Genomic DNA, 17,691 nt, shown 5'->3' with positions numbered 1-17,691 from the left:
TGACCGGAGGAGAGCTTCAAGCTGAGAGGCTATCTACAAGTTCTCCGGATGGCTCCTCGAGGCGATTCCTAATTACCTGGAGGAATTCTTCCACATTAAAGGGTTTGTAGATCACCGGAACCCCGAGAGAAGATTCTTCTTTACGACTGTATCCGGTAATAAAAACAGCCCTTATTTTTTGATTAAGCTGCCGCAGCCGCTCCAAAGTTTCCTCTCCTGTCATCTCCGGCATGATAAGATCAAGGACTACCAGATCTATCTCCTGGCGAAAGGCCTGGTAAATATTCAGGGCCTCGTAGCCATCTTTAGCCAAAAAGACCTTGTAGCCATACCGAGTAAGTATTTCGTGGGCCAGATGCCTGATGAGTTCTTCATCGTCGACCACCAAGATCCCTTCGCGTCCAGTAAGCTCTCTCCGGGTAGGCAAAGGCTCGGAGACTGTAGGCCGGTCCTCTGAGGCCGGGAAGAAGAGATAAAATGTTGTCCCCTGTCCTACTACAGACTCTACATGGACATAGCCACCGGCCCCTCGTACAATGCCGTAAACCATGGCCAAACCCAGACCTGTTCCCTGACCGATCCCCTTTGTAGTGAAGAAGGGATCAAAGATGCGGGGGAGAATCTCTTCAGGGATGCCACAACCCGAGTCAGAGACGCTAAGCATCACGTATAGGCCGGGGACAGCCATGAGTTCTGAAAAGGGACCATCCTCCTCCCCCAGGGTAATGGTCGATGTAGAAATCACCAACCGCCCCCGCCCCTCCATGGCATCTCTGGCGTTGACACAAAGATTTAGCAGGGCCTGTTGAACCTGGGTAGAATCGGCCTTTATAGTTGGCAAAGACTCGGCCAGATTGAGCTCTAAAATGATAGATTTTTCTAAAGTGCCTTTGAGAAGGGCTTCTGTCTCTCGAACAACCTCGTTTAGATTTATGGTCTTCTCTTCGCCTGCTGGTTTGAGATCTCTACTAAAAGTCAAAATCTGTCGCACCAGGTCGGCAGCCCGAAGACTGGAACGCTCAATTACATCGATAAATTTGAGTGGTTCGGGGTCGGTAATCTTCTGGCGAAGGAGGGTCAAATATCCCATGATTCCCGTAAGAATATTGTTGAAATCATGGGCGATACCTCCGGCAAGTGTCCCCAAGGCCTCAAGCTTCTGGGTATGAAGGAGTCGATCTTCCATCTTCTTCTTGTCAGTAATGTCAGCCACCAAGGCAAAACTACCCTTGAACTCCCCCTCCTCAAACAAGGGAACACTACTGACCAAGGTATAGACATAGGTATCATCTGGACGCTTAAAGGCTACCTCACCCTTAGCGGGCAAACCCTGGATATTCCTCATGAAGAGCTTGAGAACGGCCTTCTTACCTTTGTCATCTACTAGATCATAAACCGAAAGCCCCAGAAGCTTGTCCCGACCTAAAAGGTGATGGAGATACTGATTGGCAAAGTCTAGATGACCGCTGGAATCAAGAACCCAAAAACCCTCTTGGGCATTTTCTATCAGCTCACGATAGCGCCGTTCGCTGCTCTCCAGACGGTTATATAGGGAAGCGTTTTGAAGGGCTACCGCGGTCTGAGTAGCAAATAGCTTGAGAAATTCGGCGTCGATTTTGGCCAGTGGAGATCTCGATTTTTCTCTGTCTCCTACCACCACAGCTAAGGTCTTTCCTTCTACAGCCAGGGGCACCAAAATAAAGGCCTGAGGTCGAAAATGCCGAAGAAGAGGGTTGCTTCGGTTAAGAGACTCCCTTTCTGGATCATCGATAAGAATGGGTTGTTTTTCCCGGGCCGCTCGAGCGATGATATTATCTTTTTTGTTGAGGGGCACGCGGTAGTAACGAAAACTCTGGATGACCTCCTTTTCTACCCCAATAGCATGAACCAATTGAAGCCAGGAGCGGGATTCATCAAGCATAAAGATTCCGGCTCGCTTAAGCCCCACCACCTTGGTCAGTTCGGTAAGAATACGATCAAGGAGTTTTTCCAAATCTAGAGTAGAGAGAATAGTTGTTCCGGCCTTCTGAAGGGAAAGAAGCTGGTCAATTTTGGCCTTAAGGGCTAAGTTTAACTGGTGAACCTCATCGTATTTTTCTTTTAGGATTTCTTTATCTCGCTCAAGTTCTGCAATACTTTCCTCGACTACCTTCCAGGGGGCAAAAATACGATTGAAAATGTCCTTGAAGAGACTCCTTCGTTGCCAACGCAAGTGATATTCGCAATAGTTGTCTCCCCGAAAAAAACATTTGGTTTCGGTGATATTGGCCGGCGGAAGTCCCCAGATAAGAGGAATAGCGCTATAAACCCCCTTATTCATCAGGCAAAAATCCACCGAAAGGGGGAGGTGTTTGGCCCAATGAAGTTGCATAACGGCCCTGTCCCGCTTGGTTTCCAGGAGCTTGATGACCTTGTTACGGTTAAAGCGATCATTAACGGCCTGAACCCTCTTTAGGGCAATTCGAGGATCCCGGAGGGCAAAGAGGACTATTTTTTGAACATATCCCAGCTTCTGACGGCGGACAGATTCAAAGCCAATCTTAAAGGCTACCAGATCATCGCCGGTAATTCTTCGGGCATTTTCATACATTTTAATAAGGAGGGAGGAAGAAACCCAATTGTTTGGGTCCGAGAGAAAGGCCAAGGGATCATCAAGACCCTCGATCTCCGGGCCGAGGCCATCAAGAAGTTCCTCCACCCGGTCAGGATGTTCTTCGCGAATATAATCAATAATAGCCAGGGTATTAAGGCAACTATTGTGTTTTTCGATAAACACCAGACCACCCAAGAAGTGATTTAACCTATAGCATGGTGAACTTAAAGGCTCCTGTCAAGATTTCCTCCCGTTGACAGGAACTAGAGACAATGGCTATCTTTCTGCGGATCCAAGGAGGTAAAAGATGGCCGAAATAAAAAGTGCCCTGGAAATAGCTATGGAGAAGGCCGAGAAGATTGGCAAGGCCTCCACAGAGGAAATGTCCCGCCTGGAGGCCATGGATCGCGGACGACGACTAGCGGCCCGCTTTCTGAAAGAAAAAGAACTCAACCTAGAGGAAGAGATTAAAAAAGTTCCCCCTCAGGAAATCCATGTTCTTCTTGAAGGCCTGGAAGAGGTGTTTCTGCGCAATATCTTTCTGCCTCGGGACCAAGACTCCTTAACCCACACGATAAGTCGGGCTCTAGAAGGCCTTAGGCTCATTAAGGGACCCCAGGCCTCTCGAATTCTTCAAGAGATAGAGCGCCTTTTGTTAGGTTATCTTCAGATGAAATCAGACCTTTATCAGCGGTTTCGCCAGCAGTTTCAGAGCAACATGGCCGGTCTAGAACAGGCTATAGCTCAGCAATATGGTCTCTCTGGGCCCATAGACCCTGAGGCTCTGCCACAATTCCAAGAAGAGTGGCAAAAGGTGGAGGCCGATCTCAAGGAACGCTTTCAACAACAGCTGAACCAATTAAAGGCTGCCCTTCTAACCCTTTAGATGTTCTCCGAAGAGGCCTTAAGGGATCTCCTGGAGAAAATAGCTCAGGGAAGAATCTCACCTGAAGAGGCTCTTAAGAGGCTACGGGATCTGCCCTACGAGAGCCTTGGTTTTGCCCGAATCGATCATCACCGAGAGCTAAGAAAGGGATTCCCTGAAGTTATCTACGGTGAAGGCAAAGAAGCTGATCAAATTGTAGTTATTGCTAAAAAGGTCATCTCCCGAAGAATGCCCCTTCTTATAACCCGGGTCAACGAAGAAAAGGCCCAAACAATCTTAAGTGAGTTGCCCCATCTGAGATATCACCGGCTGGCCCAGGTCCTTTCTTACGGTACCCGAGATCCCAACAAGGGCCAGATAGCCATTGTCAGCGCTGGCACGGCAGATATTCCTGTGGCTGAAGAGGCCCGGGTTTGCGCTCAAGCAATGGGGAACCGGACCACCTGCCACTACGACGTCGGTGTGGCCGGAATCCACCGCCTTTTGGGAGAGCTCCCCACTATCTCTCAGGCCCGGGTCGTAATTGTGGTTGCCGGAATGGAAGGGGCCCTAGCCTCAGTGGTAGCCGGTTTAGTCAAGGCCCCGGTGATTGCCGTACCTACCAGTGTGGGTTATGGGGCTAGCTTTGGAGGACTGGCGGCCCTCCTGACCATGCTCAACTGTTGTGCCCCCGGGGTGGCGGTGGTCAACATTGACAATGGCTTCGGGGCCGCTTGTATCGCCAGCCTGATAAATCAGGCCTAAACGGCCTCCTTGAGCTTGGCGGTCTCTAGGCGCCGATTGGCCTCATCAAGGGACATAATCCCTTTAGCTACTGCGTAGGCAACATAAGAATAGACCCGAGGATCATAACCCTCCGGCCGGGGGAAAAGTCCTTTGGCTCGCAGTTTGGCCAGTTTGGCGCGCCGCCGACGTCGGCGCTCTATCTCCCTTTTGCGTTCTATCTTCTTGTGTCTGGCCATATCTCCTCCTACAAGAAAGGTCTTTCCGATTGATTCTACAGGTTAAGGGCTTTCAAGCTATAAAAGGAATCCGGGAGAAAGTCAACTAAGGATCAACTACTTTAGCCTGCTCTTTAAAAAAGAGGCTCAATTCCCTGACTTGTTCCTTTGTGGCCTCAAGGCTACCGGAGTTATCAATGACAAAATCAGCCAAACGGGCCTTCTCTTCTGGAGGAAGCTGGATCTCCAGCCACTTCCGGGCCTCATCCGCAGAGATGTTATACCGTTTGGCAATTCTTTTAACAATAATTGATACTGGAGTATAGACGGCCACCGTATAGTCAAAAAGATCCTTCCAAGAAGCCTCAAAAAGGAGGGGAACCTCAACGACAATAATCTCTCCTGGTGAGGCCTGCTGAAAAAAGTTTTCAATTAATACCTTGAGAGGGGGATGAATGATAGCCTCAAGGGCCTTACGCAAGTTGGAATCAGCAATAATCTTTTCCCAAATGAGGCGCCGATTAAGAACTCCAGTTTCAGAGAGAATCTCTGGACCAAAAAGGGATACGATCTCCCAAAAGGCCTCTTGTCCCGGGGCGGTGATTTCTCGAGCCAGCTCATCACAGCAGAGGGTTTTAAAACCCTGATCCCGAAAAAAGCCCAGAACAGTCGTTTTACCGGACCCTTGCGCCCCAGTAAGGCCTATTTTAATCATTTCTCCGTTGTTTTTGTTCTAGGTTATTAATAATTGCAAGCATATCTTCTGGTAAAGGGGCCTCAAACGACACGGCGGCCTTAGTGCGTGGATGAACAAATGTTAGCCGATAGGCGTGGAGCAACTGCCGAGAAGCCTTAGGTCCGGTGGGACGGCGCCCCCCATAGAGGGGGTCTCCCACTATGGGATGCCCTATAGCCGAAAGATGGACCCTTATCTGGTGGGTTCTGCCGGTAAGCGGCCGAACCTCAAGCAAAGTGGCCCCCTTAAAAGATTTGAGAAGCCGCCAAAAGGTAACAGCCTCCCGACATACCCGACAGTGTACCGACATCTTTTGACGATGAACGGGATGCCTTCCAATAGGAAGATCAATTTTCCCTTCAAGGTCCCGAGGACATCCATGGACTAAGGCCAGATAGATCTTGGTAACCTGAGAAGTCTTAAATTGATGAGCAAGGGTTAAGTGGGCAAAATCGTTCTTAGCTACCACCATAATTCCGGAGGTGTCCTTATCTAGTCGATGAACGATACCCGGCCGGATCTTTCCGGAAACTCCGGAAAGATCCTTTAATCTTTTTAGAAGACCATGGACCAAGGTCCCTCGCCAATGGCCGGCTGCTGGATGGACTACCACCCCGGGAGGCTTATTTATTACCGCTAGATCCTCATCCTCATAAAGAATTTCAAAAGGAACATCTTCTGGCTCCATCTTTGGAAGTGGTTCTGGTGAAGGAAGATCAACTCTGATCTCTTCTCCAGGACGGACCTTATGGCTGACTTTGGCCCTCTTTCCGCCCACGGTAATATGACCAGCCTCCAAGGCCTTTTTTACCTGGGATCGAGAAAGGGAGAGTCTGCCAGCTAGATATACATCTAGACGCTGGCCAGAGGCGGGATCTTCCACGATGAGCAGCTTCTTAAGCCGAGACAACCTCTTTTAGGGATTCCGACTTGGGCTGAACGAATATGATCCGGCCGGCCGGGGTCTGAAGAACACTGGTAACAACAGCTTCGATTTCCTGACCAATTAAACGGCGACCATTTTCGATAACTACCATGGTACCATCTTCAAGGTAGGCCACCCCTTGATTGGGCTCCTTACCCTCCTTGAGGACCGTTACCTTGAGAGATTCACCGGGAATAAGCACCGGCTTAAGGGCATTGGCCAACTCATTAACGTTCATTACCGGTACGCCCTGAAGGCGGGCCACTTTATTGAGATTATAGTCTGTGGTGATCAGCTTGGCCTGGAGATCTTTGGCCAAAGCAATTAGTTTAGCGTCGGTTTCCTTGATCTGAGGGTAATCTTGGTCCACAATACGAACCTCGATTAAATCCTCCTCCTGGAGCCGCTCAAGAAGTTCAAGCCCTCGACGGCCACGGGTTCGTTTGATAGGATCCGTCGAGTCGGCAATATACTGGAGCTCTTCAAGGACAAACCGGGGAATTATTAGAGGGCCATCAACAAAACCCGTAGCACAAATATCGTAAAGACGCCCATCAATAATGGCACTGGTGTCCACCACCTTGGGGCACTCCCGTCTGGGAATATGGCGAGAAAGGTAGGAGAGAGCGCTGGCCACAGTAGAAGAACCAGGAGCGGCCCAGCCCACCTCTTCAATTTTTTTCTGCCCCAAAACCAACCCCAAATAACCAAAGAAGACGCTAAGCATTACATAAAGCAGGGTTCCTACCAGGCCGGAGTTGAGCCCCTCAAAGACAAAGCTCAGAAGCCGGGCCAGGACAAGACCGACAAAGAGCCCCAAGGTGCCCCCAATGATGAGCTTTAGGGGAACTCGACGAACCAAACGCTCAATGAGGATGGCCAATCCTGCCACCGAGGCCCCGACTAAAGATCCCAACCAGGGGAGCCACCGATGCTCTCCGGCCTGAGGCATTTGCTGGAAGACAAAAAAACCAGATACCGAACAGATCAGGATGAGCAAGAAACGGAGGACATTTTTGGCCAACTATTTAACCTCCTTGAGAGGCGTTCTCTGGGCAGGTGTCAGCAAAGATGGCCTCAATCTCCCTCTCGACCTCCTCTTCATCGGTGTTTTTAGCGATAGAAAGCTCCTTTACCAGGAGACTCTTAGCGGTATCGAGCATCTTCCTTTCACCAAAGGAAAGAGGCTTATCTGCTTTTAGAATATAAAGATCCCTCAAGACCTGGGCCACCTCAAAAATGCTCCCCGTTTTGATTTTTTCCATGTATTCCCGGTAGCGTCTGTTCCAGGTCTGGGTGTTTATGGTCACCTCACGCTCCCTTAATACATCGTAGACTCGGGAGACTTCATCGTCGGAGATAATTGTTCTCAGCCCCACCCTATCTGCACTGGCTTTGGGAATCATTATGGTCATGTTAGTGCTTAAAATGCGCATAATGTAAAAGGTCTGTTCCACACCACCGACAACTTTTTGTTCAATAGATTCAATTACCCCTACACCGTGCGCAGGATAAACCGCTAAGTCTCCGACATTAAACATGACCATCTTCCTCCCAAATAAAACGCTAAATTGGCTAGATAATAACACGTTTTTTATCAAATGGGAACCTTGACCACCCCAACACCTATGGGTATAAGACCTCAAATTGATCACAAGGCGGGTTGGTGGGAGAGGAAAAAGTCCACAATATGACCTTGGAAATCCTGGTCAATATCCGGGATGAAGTTCGCCAGCTCCGTCAAGAAATCACTAATCTCCACAAGGAGCTTCGGGAGTTCAAAGAACAAACTAGATATCGTTTTCGAGAGGTTGGCCAAGAGCTTGACCTGATCGAATCCCGTCTTAAACGATGCCTCTGTCTTTCGGATGAACTGGAAGAACTTCGGCGGACCTTGCAAAAAGAGGAACAGTCTCCAAAATGAAAGATATTGCTGAACGTCTGAAGGCTATCCGGGAAAGAATAGCCCAAGCGGCCCTTCGAGCTGGTAGAAGCCCGAAAGAGATAAAACTCCTTGCCGCCAGTAAAACCGTCTCCGTAGAGAAAATACGCCAGGCAGCCGCTGCGGGAGTGCAAATCTTTGGTGAGAATTATGTTCAAGAGGCCCGCGAAAAGATCAAACAACTTAAGGACCTGGGGCTTACCTGGCACCTCATTGGCCACCTTCAAAAAAATAAGGCCAAGCTGGCCGTAGAACTTTTTGATCTTATCGAAACGGTGGATTCCCTCTCCTTGGCAGAGGAACTCAACCGCAGAGCAAGGGCTCGAGGGAAAATTATGCCCATTTTGGTAGAGGTGAACATTGGAGGTGAAAAAAGTAAGGCCGGGGTCGCCCCCCAAGATCTTTTAAAGTTCATAGGAGAGATAGCCCCCCTTGCCAACCTCCGTGTCTGCGACTTAATGACCATCCCCCCTTTTCGGGAAGACCCAGAAGAGGTAAGGCCCTATTTTCGTCAGCTCCGGGAGCTAGCCGAAGAGCTCAAAAGAGCGGCCATACCCGGTGTAGAGATAAAAGATCTTTCCATGGGCATGAGTCATGACTTTGAGGTGGCCATTGAAGAGGGAGCAACTATTGTCCGCCTAGGAACGGCTATCTTTGGCCCTAGACCTCCTCGGACTTAATTTCTTCCCAAACAGCGTCCATCTCAGCCAAAGAGGCCTCTCTCAGCCTTCGGCCCCGGGCCTCAAACTTTCTTTCCATAAGGATAAAACGCTGGATAAAACGCTCTATGGTCTGCCGTAGAGCCTCCTCGGGATTTATCCCTAGATGGCGAGATAGGTTGACCAGGGTAAAAAGTAAATCCCCTAGCTCGGCAAAAGTGGCCTCTTTTTCTCCCCTGGCTATGGCCTCCTTCAGCTCGTTAAGTTCTTCCTCCACTTTGGGCCATAAGTCTTTAGGCCCAGACCAGTCAAAACCCACCCGACTGGCCCTTTCCCCGACTCGGTAGGCCTGTTGGAGAGCCGGAAGGGTGCGAGGAAGATTTCCCAGAACAGAAGATCGGGGCTCCGAGGTCTTTCGGGCCTCTGCCTCTTTTATCTTTTGCCAGTTGTTGATAACCTCCTCGGCGCTTTGAGCCTGTTTTTCCCCAAATACGTGGGGATGTCGGCGGATCATCTTGGCGGCTGTTTGCTCAAGAAGCCCCCTGAGGTCAAAGGCTCCCTTTTCTTCATAAAGATAGGCCACAAAAATAATCAGAAAAAGAAGATCCCCCAGCTCCTCAGCTATATGGGCGGCATCACCCTCATCAATGGCCTCCACAGCCTCATAGGCTTCCTCCAAGAGATACTTTTTAAGGCTTAAAGGAGTCTGCTTTCTGTCCCAAGGACAACCATCTGGAGCTCGAAGCCGACGGACAATCTCTACAAGACGTTCAAAGCCCTCTCCTGAAGATCTGACCCTGTCCATTTATTTATCTCCGTGTCAAATGCCAAATTTTCCCAAAGATATCCTAGAACAAGGCCCCTTTCTAGGGGCCTTGTCAGAACCCCTCAAAGGGGTATTTTTAAAAAAATCCTTGAGATTCCCTCCCCACCCAGGCCTCCTGGAAAGGGAGGAGTTTGTCCTTTTTATGTGGGAGCCCAAACACTTAAACCCGCTAATATCTTGGTGGCAGAGCCCAAAGGGTAGATTTCGTCTTTTGGGGGCCAGGGGAAGTTCGCCCTGGCTCATCCTGGCTCTTCTTTGGGCACAGAGAAAGCGGCCAATTCTTTTGATCGTTCCCGATCAAGATTTAGCCCGACAGGTAAGCCGGGACCTTTCTTTCTTTTTTGAGGCCCCGGTTCGGCACTTTCCTACCTATGATGCGCCTCCTTTCGCCAGCCTTGTTCCTGAGCCAGAGGCAGCAGCTGGTCGTCTGGCCACCCTCTACGAACTTGCCAAATCGCCGGAGCCACCTTTAATTGTAGCCTCTGTATCAGCCCTCCTCAGGCGCACCATTCCCCAAAAGATACTCGATGAAGCCGCCGATTATCTCCTCCCGGAAGAGGAAATTCCCCGGGAGGCCTTCCTTAGACGGTTGATAGAGGGGGGCTATCAACAGGTCGGGCTGGTTCAAGGCCGGGGAGAAATGAGTGTCAGGGGGGCCTTGGTAGATCTATTCCCTCCCCTCTACACAGAACCATTGAGATTAGACTTTTGGGGAGACACCCTGGAGTCAATCAGAGTTTTTGATCCGGTCTCCCAAAGATCCTTAGAACACCTTGAAGAGGCCACTATTCTGCCGGCCTCAGAGCTTTTTTGCTCCTCTGAGGTTATTGAAGGGGCCAAAAAAAGGATAATTTCCCGGGCCGAGAAGTTCTCTGCCCCTGGGCAGATGATCTACACCCTTCTTGAAAACCTTTCCGCCCAAAGACTCCTTGAGACTCCAGAACACTATCTTCCTTTGCTTTATCCGCATCCTCAGAGCCTTTTTGACTATCTGCCAGAAGAAGCCGCCATTGTCTTGGTGGAGCCAGCGGCTATTGAGGGAGCGGTAAAAGACGAGGCTGAAAGGATAAGGGGTTTTTTTGAAAGGGCTAAAGAGAGACTTCTGGTTGAGGCCTTCGAGAGTTTTCTTAGCCCGGAAGAGTTTTGGCGGGAGATCAAGGCCAGGGCCTTTCTTGAACTTCCTTCATTAGCTGAAGGAAATGAAGATCTCGAACTTGACATAAAAGACAGCTCTGATCTGGCCCTTAAAATTAAGGCCCGTCCCCACCAGGCCCTTGAAATCTTACGAGAGGAGGTCGCCCGTGTCCTTGATGAGGGAGACTCGGTGATCCTGGCCTCACCCAGCCAACGGACGGCCGAAAGGCTTAAAAATCTATTAGAAACCGGTCCCCTTGAGGGAGTTTCCATACCCATCTGCTCGGCCCCCTTAAAGCTTAAAGCCCAGAGCCGGGTTGAGATAGTCATTGGCTCCCTAGGAAGTGGTTTCTACTGGCCAGAGTTAGCCTTATGGGTGATCTCCGAGGAGGAACTTTTAGGGACAAGACATCGACTCCAGCCTCGAGGCCGGGGGCGCGAGAGGCTCCTTGAAGAGCTCAAATTGGAAGAACTCCGTCCCGGGGATTACATAGTCCATCGCGATCACGGTATTGGCCGGTATGAAGGGCTTGTTCAGCTTGATCTTCAGGGAATTCCAGGTGAGTTTCTGCTGCTTTCTTATAAAGACGGCGACAAACTCTACCTTCCGGTGGATCGTCTTTCTCTGGTCCAAAAATACATCGGAATCGAGGGACATGAACCCAGGGTTGATCGGCTTGGGGGCAAAAGCTGGCAGACAACCAAAAAGAAGGTGGCCCGGGCCATCGCCGAAGTGGCTCAAGAACTCTTGGAACTATATGCCGCCCGGAAGGTCCGACGAGGACACGCCTTTGCGCCACCCTCGGCCCTTTTCCAGGAGTTTGAAGCAGCCTTCCCCTATGAAGAAACACCTGACCAAGCAGCGGCCATCGAGGAAGTGCTGGCAGATATGCAAAGCGAACGTCCCATGGATCGTCTCGTCTGTGGCGATGTCGGCTACGGCAAGACCGAAGTCGCCCTGAGGGCAACCATGCTGGCCGTCTCCGACGGCCGCCAAGTAGCGGTCTTGGTACCCACCACCCTTTTGGCCGAACAGCATCTGCGAACTTTCTCCTCAAGACTTTCTCCCTTTGGGGTCCGGGTGGCTGGCTTGTCTCGCCTCAAAAGTCCCAAAGAACAGCGCAAGATCATCGCTGAGCTCAAAAGTGGCCAAATAGATGTAGTCATCGGGACCCACAGATTGCTTCAAGCCGATGTGGGCTTTAAGAACTTGGGACTGCTTATCATTGACGAAGAACACCGTTTTGGTGTCCGACATAAAGAACGTCTCAAAAAACTCAAGAGCACCGTGGATGTCCTGACCCTGACGGCCACTCCCATTCCCCGGACCCTTCAGCTCTCTCTTCTGGGGGTCCGTGATCTTTCTGTCATCAACACCCCTCCCGAGGGAAGGCTTCCCATCAAGACCTACATTGCCAAGTTTGAGGAAGCCATAGTTCGAGAGGCCATAAGGCGAGAGTTGAGACGAGGGGGGCAGGTCTTTTTTGTTCACAACCGAGTAAAGGGAATTCACTCCCTGGCTGAATATCTGCGACGTCTAGTTCCGGAGGCCAGAATAGAGGTTGCCCACGGTCAGATGCCACCGGAGGAACTTGAACGGATCATGATCCGCTTCCTCCGGCACGAAATAGATGTTCTGGTCTCCACCACCATTATTGAGAGTGGTCTAGATATTCCCAGTGCCAATACCATCATTATTAATCGGGCCGATCGTTTAGGTTTAGCTGAAATATATCAGCTTCGCGGTCGGGTAGGCCGGGCGGAGGAGCAGGCCTACTGCTATCTCCTGGTTCCCTCTCTTAGCGATCTTTCCGAAGATGCCCGGAAAAGACTGCGAGCCCTTATGGATTTTAGTCAGTTGGGGGCAGGCTTTAAACTGGCCCTCTCCGACCTTCAAATCCGAGGAGGCGGGAACCTTTTAGGCACCTCTCAATCCGGCCACATCGCTGCCGTGGGTTACGATCTCTATCTGGAAATCCTTCAAAAAACCATTGAGGAACTCAAAGGAGAGGCCCCGGAAGAGGATTTTGAACCAGAGGTAAACTTTCGACTGCCGGCCTTCATTCCCCAGAGCTATGTTCCGGACGTGGATCAACGCCTTCTTCTCTACCGCCGCCTGGCCCTTTGTCGGGATGAGGAGGGGATCTCTCATCTGAAAGAAGAGTTGCTAGATCGCTATGGACCACTGCCTCAGGAGGTTGAAAACCTTTTTCGACTTCAGAGGCTAAAACTTCTCCTCAAAGCCCTTAAGATCAAAAGGCTTGACCGGGCCGATCACCAGGTGGTCTTATCTGTAGATGAAGAGACCCGCCTTGATCCGGATCGGATTTTGGCCCTTAGTCAAAAGCGAAAGGGCGTCAAACTCACCCCTGAAGGCCGGCTCTTTGTCCGTCTAAAAGGAGATAAAATCTTTGAAGAAACACTTTCTATTCTTCAAGAACTTGAGCAAAAGAGGTGAAAATGTTAGGCATTAAAAGAATGTGGCATCAGAGGATCATATTTAGCACTTGGTGGCTGTGGATCGTTCTCCTGTGGCCATTTCCTTCTTCGGCCAAAGTGGTGGACCGGGTGGTGGCTGTGGTTAATGATCAGGTTATCACCCTCTCAGAGCTTGACCAGGCTGCCGCACCCTACTACCAAAAGTTTCTCTCCCGGAGCATTGACCCAACTGAAAGGGAAGCTTTGTTAGAAAGGATCCGCCATCAGGTTCTCCAGCAACTCATAGATGAGGAGCTGACTCGAGAAGAGGCCAAACGTCTAGGGATTAAGGTAACCCCGGCCGAGATTGAATCAGCCATGGAGAACATGGCCCGAGAAAACGGTTTAACTCTTTCCGAATTTCAAGAACGCCTTAAGGCCCAAGGAATTGATCCTCAGGAGTATCGCCAACGCTTGGCCGATCAGCTTCTCCGTCTCAAGTTGGTTAATGTTCAAGTAAAGGGGCGAATTGTAGTCACCGATGAAGAGATTAAAGAATACTGGAAAAAACATTACGTTAGCGGACATAAACGCTTTTTTCTTCAACAAATAGGCTTTTTGGTCCGGAATCCTTCGGAGGAAAAGAAAAAAATGGCCAAGGCCCAGGCAGCCTTGAAAGAACTAGAAAAGGGGGTTCCCTTCGCCGAGGTGGCTCGTCGCTACTCTGAACTCCCCACGGCCAAAGACGGAGGAGATCTGGGTTACTTTGACCTCAAGGATCTCTCCCCTGAGGTCCGAGAAGTGGTCAAAACCCTCACTCCGGGAGAATACTCCGGAATTATAAAGGGCCCCGGAATTATCCAGATCATTCGGCTTAAGGCCTTAGATGAGGAGGTCAAGAAGCCCCTTTCTGCCGTCAAGGATGAAATCAGGCGAAAACTTTATCAGGAAAAGGTTGACCAGCGTTTCAAACAATGGCTTAAAGAGCTACGAAGTCAATCTTATATCGAGGTTCTCCTCTGATGGCCAAAGAGACTTTTGGTGAATATCTAAAACGAGAAAGGGAGCTGCGGGGCATAAGCCTTGAGACCATTGCTGAAGAGACCAAAATTTCGGTCTCCATTCTGGCAGCAATTGAGGCTGAGGATTGGGGTAAGCTACCGGCTCAGGTCTTTGTCCGGGGTTTTATCCGCAATTATGCCCAGGTAATTGGCCTTGATCCCAACGAAGTCATTCTTCGTTATGAGACCTTGGCCAACCCTCCCAAAGAGGAGGAAGATGACGAATACGTTGTCCAAATCTCAGGAGATGAAGAAAAGGTCTCCCTAGGGTCCAGATCCAAAAAATGGCTCTGGCTTGTAGTCATCCTGGTAGTTATCGTTGTTGCCTTTGTCCTTGGTTTTCGGCTCTGGCAGACCAAAAAGATGTCTCCTATCGTCCCTGAGGCCACTAGTTCTCAAATTCCTCAAAGGTTAAACGATAAAGCCGATCTTCTGATATCTCCTTCACCTCCTGAACTTCCGCCGGAGGAGGAATTCACACTCCCCACCACTGTTCTCCCTCTTATTCAGAATTTAGGGCCTCACAATCAGATTTGCGCCCCCGAGGGCTTTGGTGGTCCTAGATGTCAGATCCCTCATGCATCGAATAACTAGATCTTTGGTTTTAAGTGGTAGTGATTTCGGAGAAAGTGATCGAATAATCACCCTCTTTAGTCGCAGTTTAGGCAAGGTAACCGTTATAGCGAAAGGGGCCAAAAGGAGCCAAAAACGTTTTGTCAATACTCTAGAGAGCCCGGGGTTAATTCGGGCCGTTATCAGACGTGGTCGAGGGAGCCTGCCTCTCCTTGAGGCCGCCGATCTTCTTGATCCCTTCCCCGGTATCCGCCAGAGTTGGCGGTCCTTTGCTCTGGCCTCCTTGTGGCTGGAAGTCACCGAAAGGCTTTTAAAACCAGGCCTGAAGGAGCCGGAGCTATTTGATCTTCTGGCTCTGGTTCTCTCTGGTCTTAATCGGGGGCTTGCTCCGGAAAGACTCCATCTTTTTTTTCTGCTCCGGACGCTTATAGTGGCCGGGTTCGGACCAGAGCTTTGGGGCTGCCGGCGTTGCCAAAAAAGAGTAGAGGGTAAGCAGGCCTACTTTAGCCCTGAAGACGGTGGCCTTATCTGTCTTCGATGTTATCAGGGAGGGGCCCACTCCCTACCCTGGCCCCTTCTCAAATATCTTCGGGATCTAGCCCGGGCTTCCCTCTGGCCTATTGAGGCATTAAATATAGATTTCCGCCTCCTCAGGCACGGAGAGCGGCTGCTTGAGACCATGCTTTTTAGGATCTTGGGAGAGCGTCCGGTGGCCTTTAAGGTCTATAAGGATCTGTGCGAAGAAGAATATATAACCTCCGATGGAGAACCTGGATTGAGGAGGAACAATGTCTGAAGAAGATCGTCTCAATCAATATGTCCTAAATGGACTTCACGCTCGGGAGTGCTGGCGTCTTTTTCGGATTATTGCCGAGTTTGTAGATGGCTTTGAGGTCCTGCCCCATTACTATCCCGCCGTAACCCTTTTTGGATCTACCAGGGTAAAACCCGACCATCCTTATTATCAAAAGGCCGAGGAAGTAGCGCGCCTTCTGGTAAAAGAGGGGTTTTCTGTCCTTACCGGCGGTGGCCCTGGAATCATGGAGGCCGCCAACAAGGGCGCAGCTGAGGCTGGGGGCAATAGTATAGGCCTTAACATCAAGCTCCCCATGGAACAACAGCCCAATCCTTACTCCAACGTCAAACTGGAGTTTCGCTATTTCTTTGTCCGCAAGGTGATGATGGTCAAGTACGCCGTGGCCTTTGTCTGTTTCCCTGGTGGCTTTGGTACTATGGACGAACTCTTTGAGGCGGTCACTTTGGTTCAAACCCATAAGATCAGACCCGTTCCAGTAGTCATCGTTGGCAGTGACTATTGGGCTGGTCTCTTTGAGTGGTTGAAAAAGAGGGTGCTTGAGGAAGGAATGATTTCTCCAGAAGATATGGACATCGTCCAACTCCTTGATGACCCCACGGAGATTGTCCGTTTCATAAAGGATCGGGCCATCCTTAAGACAGAACACTATCTACGACAAAAGGTCTGGGGATAATCAGGTCAGGGGAAAGGTATCTATTTTTCCATCTTCAGGGAACATCTCCTTTGAGGCCTCTATCTCAATGTGGCCCTGGTATTCTTCTTCTAACTCAAGAAGTTCTTTCCTTTTGCGGTTAAGAAGGTAAAAGGCGACCTCAGAAGGAACGGTCAGACGGAACAGGGCCGGACCACTGCTGGCCATTTTGGCCCGCAATCGCCGTAGATGAGAAAGGGCCAGGGTTTCCACAGTCCGAATCATTCCCTCACCTCGACAATATGGGCACAGACGGTGGCTTCCCCAGACAATGGGGGCCTTAAGCTTTTGTCGAGCCAGTTCCAAGACTCCAAACTTGGAGATCCTGGTCATATCCACCTTGGCCCGATCTTTTTTGAGGCTCTCTCGCAGATGTTTCTCCACTTCTCGACGATGGCGAGGGTTCTTCATATCGATGAAATCAATGACAATTAACCCCCCCAGATCTCGAAGCCGTAACTGGCGGGCAATCTCCCCGGCCGCTTCCAGATTGGTCTTAAAGGATACCTCCTCCAGATTTTCACCCTGGATGTTTTTGCCTGAATTGACATCAATGGCCACCAGGGCCTCTGTAGGTTCAATGATTAGGGTGCCTCCGGAGGGAAGCTCTACTTTAGGCTGGTAAATACTTTCGATTTGCTCTTCAAGTCCGTAGAGGCTGAAAATGGGCTGCCTTTTGCGAAAGAGACGCACCACCTTGCTCTGACGAGGAGAGATTATTTTGAGAAAGTCCTTGACCTTTTTGTAGGCCTCTTTGCTATCCACCAGGATCTCGCTTACATCAGCGGTCAGATAATCTCGCAGAAAGCGAATGATAACGTCTTGATCCTTGTAAAGAAGCGCCGGGGGCTCCATGGTGGCCGCCCGACGTTTAATCTCTCGCCAAAGCCGTAGAAGATAACGGAGATCTTTATGTATCTCTCTCTTTGGCACCCCGGCACTGGCTGTCCGGACTACTGCCCCTACTCCCTCTGGAAGATCAAAGGAGAGAATAATCTCTTTTAGTCTTTTCCTTTCAGCCTCGTCTTCAATTTTACGAGAGACCCCGGTGGCCGAATTTCCGGGCATAAGTACGGTATAACGTCCGGGTATGGCCAGATAAGTGGTTACATTGGCCCCCTTGGTAGGTGTCTCTTCCTTAACTATCTGAACCAGAATCTCCTGGCCTACTTCCAGAAATTCTGAGAGGCGACTGCGTCCCCCCTTATTTACCGCCGCATAACCGTAGTACTCAGGGTGAATCTCATCAAAAGACAGATAGGCATTTCGTCGGCTACCAATATCCACAAAAACGGCCTGAAGGCTGGGCTCGATATTAACAATCCGGCCCTTGTAGATGTTGCCCCGGGTATGTTCCCGGACTATTGTTTCCAGATCAAAGGCCTCCAGACGGCCGTCCTCCACCAGGGCCACCCGGATCTCCTCCGGTTGGTCGGCATTAATGAGGACAACCTTCTTGGGCTTACTTCGACGGCCCTCCTTGGCCATG

General features: G+C 50.2%; 17 protein-coding genes. 9 read left to right on the top strand and 8 right to left on the bottom strand.

From position 1 onward, the window contains the following. Positions 1 to 16: 16 nt before the first annotated feature. Positions 17 to 2,788 (bottom strand): hybrid sensor histidine kinase/response regulator, encoded by a 2,772-nt coding sequence (locus G4V39_RS00650; RefSeq protein WP_210412134.1) that lies wholly within the window; start codon positions 2,786 to 2,788, stop codon positions 17 to 19. Positions 2,789 to 2,900: 112 nt separating this feature from the next. Between G4V39_RS00650 and G4V39_RS00645 the strand changes: the two genes are divergently transcribed. Together G4V39_RS00645 and larB are read left to right on the top strand one after the other, a co-directional pair. After that, positions 2,901 to 3,479 (top strand): DUF6657 family protein, encoded by a 579-nt coding sequence (locus G4V39_RS00645; protein WP_166031089.1) that lies wholly within the window; start codon positions 2,901 to 2,903, stop codon positions 3,477 to 3,479. Further along, positions 3,480 to 4,223 (top strand): nickel pincer cofactor biosynthesis protein LarB, encoded by a 744-nt coding sequence (larB, locus tag G4V39_RS00640; RefSeq protein WP_166031088.1) that lies wholly within the window; start codon positions 3,480 to 3,482, stop codon positions 4,221 to 4,223. Here the strand turns inward: larB and G4V39_RS00635 are convergent. From G4V39_RS00635 to G4V39_RS00615, 5 genes are all read right to left on the bottom strand, one after another. Next, positions 4,220 to 4,441, bottom strand: a complete 222-nt coding sequence (locus G4V39_RS00635) for a hypothetical protein (protein ID WP_166031087.1) — start codon at positions 4,439 to 4,441, stop codon at positions 4,220 to 4,222. The two genes, larB and G4V39_RS00635, sit on opposite strands and share 4 nt — an antisense overlap. 85 nt (positions 4,442 to 4,526) lie before the next feature. Beyond that, positions 4,527 to 5,135, bottom strand: a complete 609-nt coding sequence (gene coaE / locus G4V39_RS00630) for a dephospho-CoA kinase (RefSeq protein WP_166031086.1) — start codon at positions 5,133 to 5,135, stop codon at positions 4,527 to 4,529. Continuing rightward, positions 5,128 to 6,066: an RluA family pseudouridine synthase gene (locus G4V39_RS00625; protein WP_166031085.1), complete on the bottom strand. Its 939-nt coding sequence runs from the start codon at positions 6,064 to 6,066 to the stop codon at positions 5,128 to 5,130. The genes coaE and G4V39_RS00625 overlap by 8 nt, the downstream gene beginning before the upstream one ends. Next, a complete protein-coding gene (locus tag G4V39_RS00620) occupies positions 6,053 to 7,105 on the bottom strand; it encodes a PIN/TRAM domain-containing protein (protein ID WP_210412132.1) in 1,053 nt (350 codons plus the stop codon). Before G4V39_RS00620 ends, G4V39_RS00625 begins: the two co-directional genes overlap by 14 nt. A gap of 4 nt (positions 7,106 to 7,109) precedes the next feature. Next, complete coding sequence (locus tag G4V39_RS00615) at positions 7,110 to 7,622, bottom strand: CarD family transcriptional regulator (RefSeq protein ID WP_166031084.1); 513 nt, start codon at positions 7,620 to 7,622, stop codon at positions 7,110 to 7,112. 125 nt (positions 7,623 to 7,747) lie between these two features. Here G4V39_RS00615 and G4V39_RS00610 point away from each other — a divergent pair, with 125 nt between their 5' ends. Together G4V39_RS00610 and G4V39_RS00605 are read left to right on the top strand one after the other, a co-directional pair. After that, the gene (locus G4V39_RS00610; RefSeq protein ID WP_166031083.1) at positions 7,748 to 8,005 is read left to right on the top strand and encodes a hypothetical protein; all 258 of its coding nucleotides are present in this window, start codon (positions 7,748 to 7,750) and stop codon (positions 8,003 to 8,005) included. Next, positions 8,002 to 8,703: a YggS family pyridoxal phosphate-dependent enzyme gene (locus G4V39_RS00605; RefSeq protein WP_166031082.1), complete on the top strand. Its 702-nt coding sequence runs from the start codon at positions 8,002 to 8,004 to the stop codon at positions 8,701 to 8,703. Before G4V39_RS00610 ends, G4V39_RS00605 begins: the two co-directional genes overlap by 4 nt. Here the strand turns inward: G4V39_RS00605 and mazG are convergent. After that, on the bottom strand, positions 8,684 to 9,487 hold the full coding sequence (gene mazG, locus G4V39_RS00600; RefSeq protein ID WP_166031081.1) for a nucleoside triphosphate pyrophosphohydrolase: 804 nt from the start codon (positions 9,485 to 9,487) through the stop codon (positions 8,684 to 8,686). The genes G4V39_RS00605 and mazG overlap by 20 nt on opposite strands. Positions 9,488 to 9,791: 304 nt before the next feature. On the opposite strand from mazG, the gene mfd reads away from it, so the two are divergent. From mfd to G4V39_RS00575, 5 genes are read left to right on the top strand one after another with little or no spacing between them, the layout of a single operon-like run. Next, positions 9,792 to 13,100: a transcription-repair coupling factor gene (mfd, locus tag G4V39_RS00595; RefSeq protein WP_166031080.1), complete on the top strand. Its 3,309-nt coding sequence runs from the start codon at positions 9,792 to 9,794 to the stop codon at positions 13,098 to 13,100. A 2-nt stretch (positions 13,101 to 13,102) separates the two neighbouring features. Continuing rightward, positions 13,103 to 14,083 carry a SurA N-terminal domain-containing protein gene (locus G4V39_RS00590; RefSeq protein ID WP_166031079.1) on the top strand — a complete coding sequence of 327 codons (981 nt, stop codon included), beginning with the start codon at positions 13,103 to 13,105 and terminating at the stop codon, positions 14,081 to 14,083. After that, on the top strand, positions 14,083 to 14,715 hold the full coding sequence (locus G4V39_RS00585; RefSeq protein WP_166031078.1) for a helix-turn-helix domain-containing protein: 633 nt from the start codon (positions 14,083 to 14,085) through the stop codon (positions 14,713 to 14,715). Before G4V39_RS00590 ends, G4V39_RS00585 begins: the two co-directional genes overlap by 1 nt. After that, on the top strand, positions 14,675 to 15,490 hold the full coding sequence (gene recO, locus G4V39_RS00580) for a DNA repair protein RecO (protein WP_210412130.1): 816 nt from the start codon (positions 14,675 to 14,677) through the stop codon (positions 15,488 to 15,490). Before G4V39_RS00585 ends, recO begins: the two co-directional genes overlap by 41 nt. Continuing rightward, positions 15,483 to 16,184: an LOG family protein gene (locus tag G4V39_RS00575; RefSeq protein WP_166031076.1), complete on the top strand. Its 702-nt coding sequence runs from the start codon at positions 15,483 to 15,485 to the stop codon at positions 16,182 to 16,184. The genes recO and G4V39_RS00575 overlap by 8 nt, the downstream gene beginning before the upstream one ends. Here G4V39_RS00575 and G4V39_RS00570 read toward each other — a convergent pair whose 3' ends face one another. Continuing rightward, entirely contained in the window at positions 16,185 to 17,690 is a 1,506-nt protein-coding gene (locus G4V39_RS00570) for an Rne/Rng family ribonuclease (protein WP_166031075.1), read from the bottom strand. Between the last annotated feature and the right edge of the window lies 1 nt (position 17,691).

Source organism: Thermosulfuriphilus ammonigenes, assembly GCF_011207455.1.
Classification (GTDB): domain Bacteria; phylum Desulfobacterota; class Thermodesulfobacteria; order Thermodesulfobacteriales; family ST65; genus Thermosulfuriphilus; species Thermosulfuriphilus ammonigenes.
This window is presented reverse-complemented; position numbering and strand designations above follow the sequence as displayed.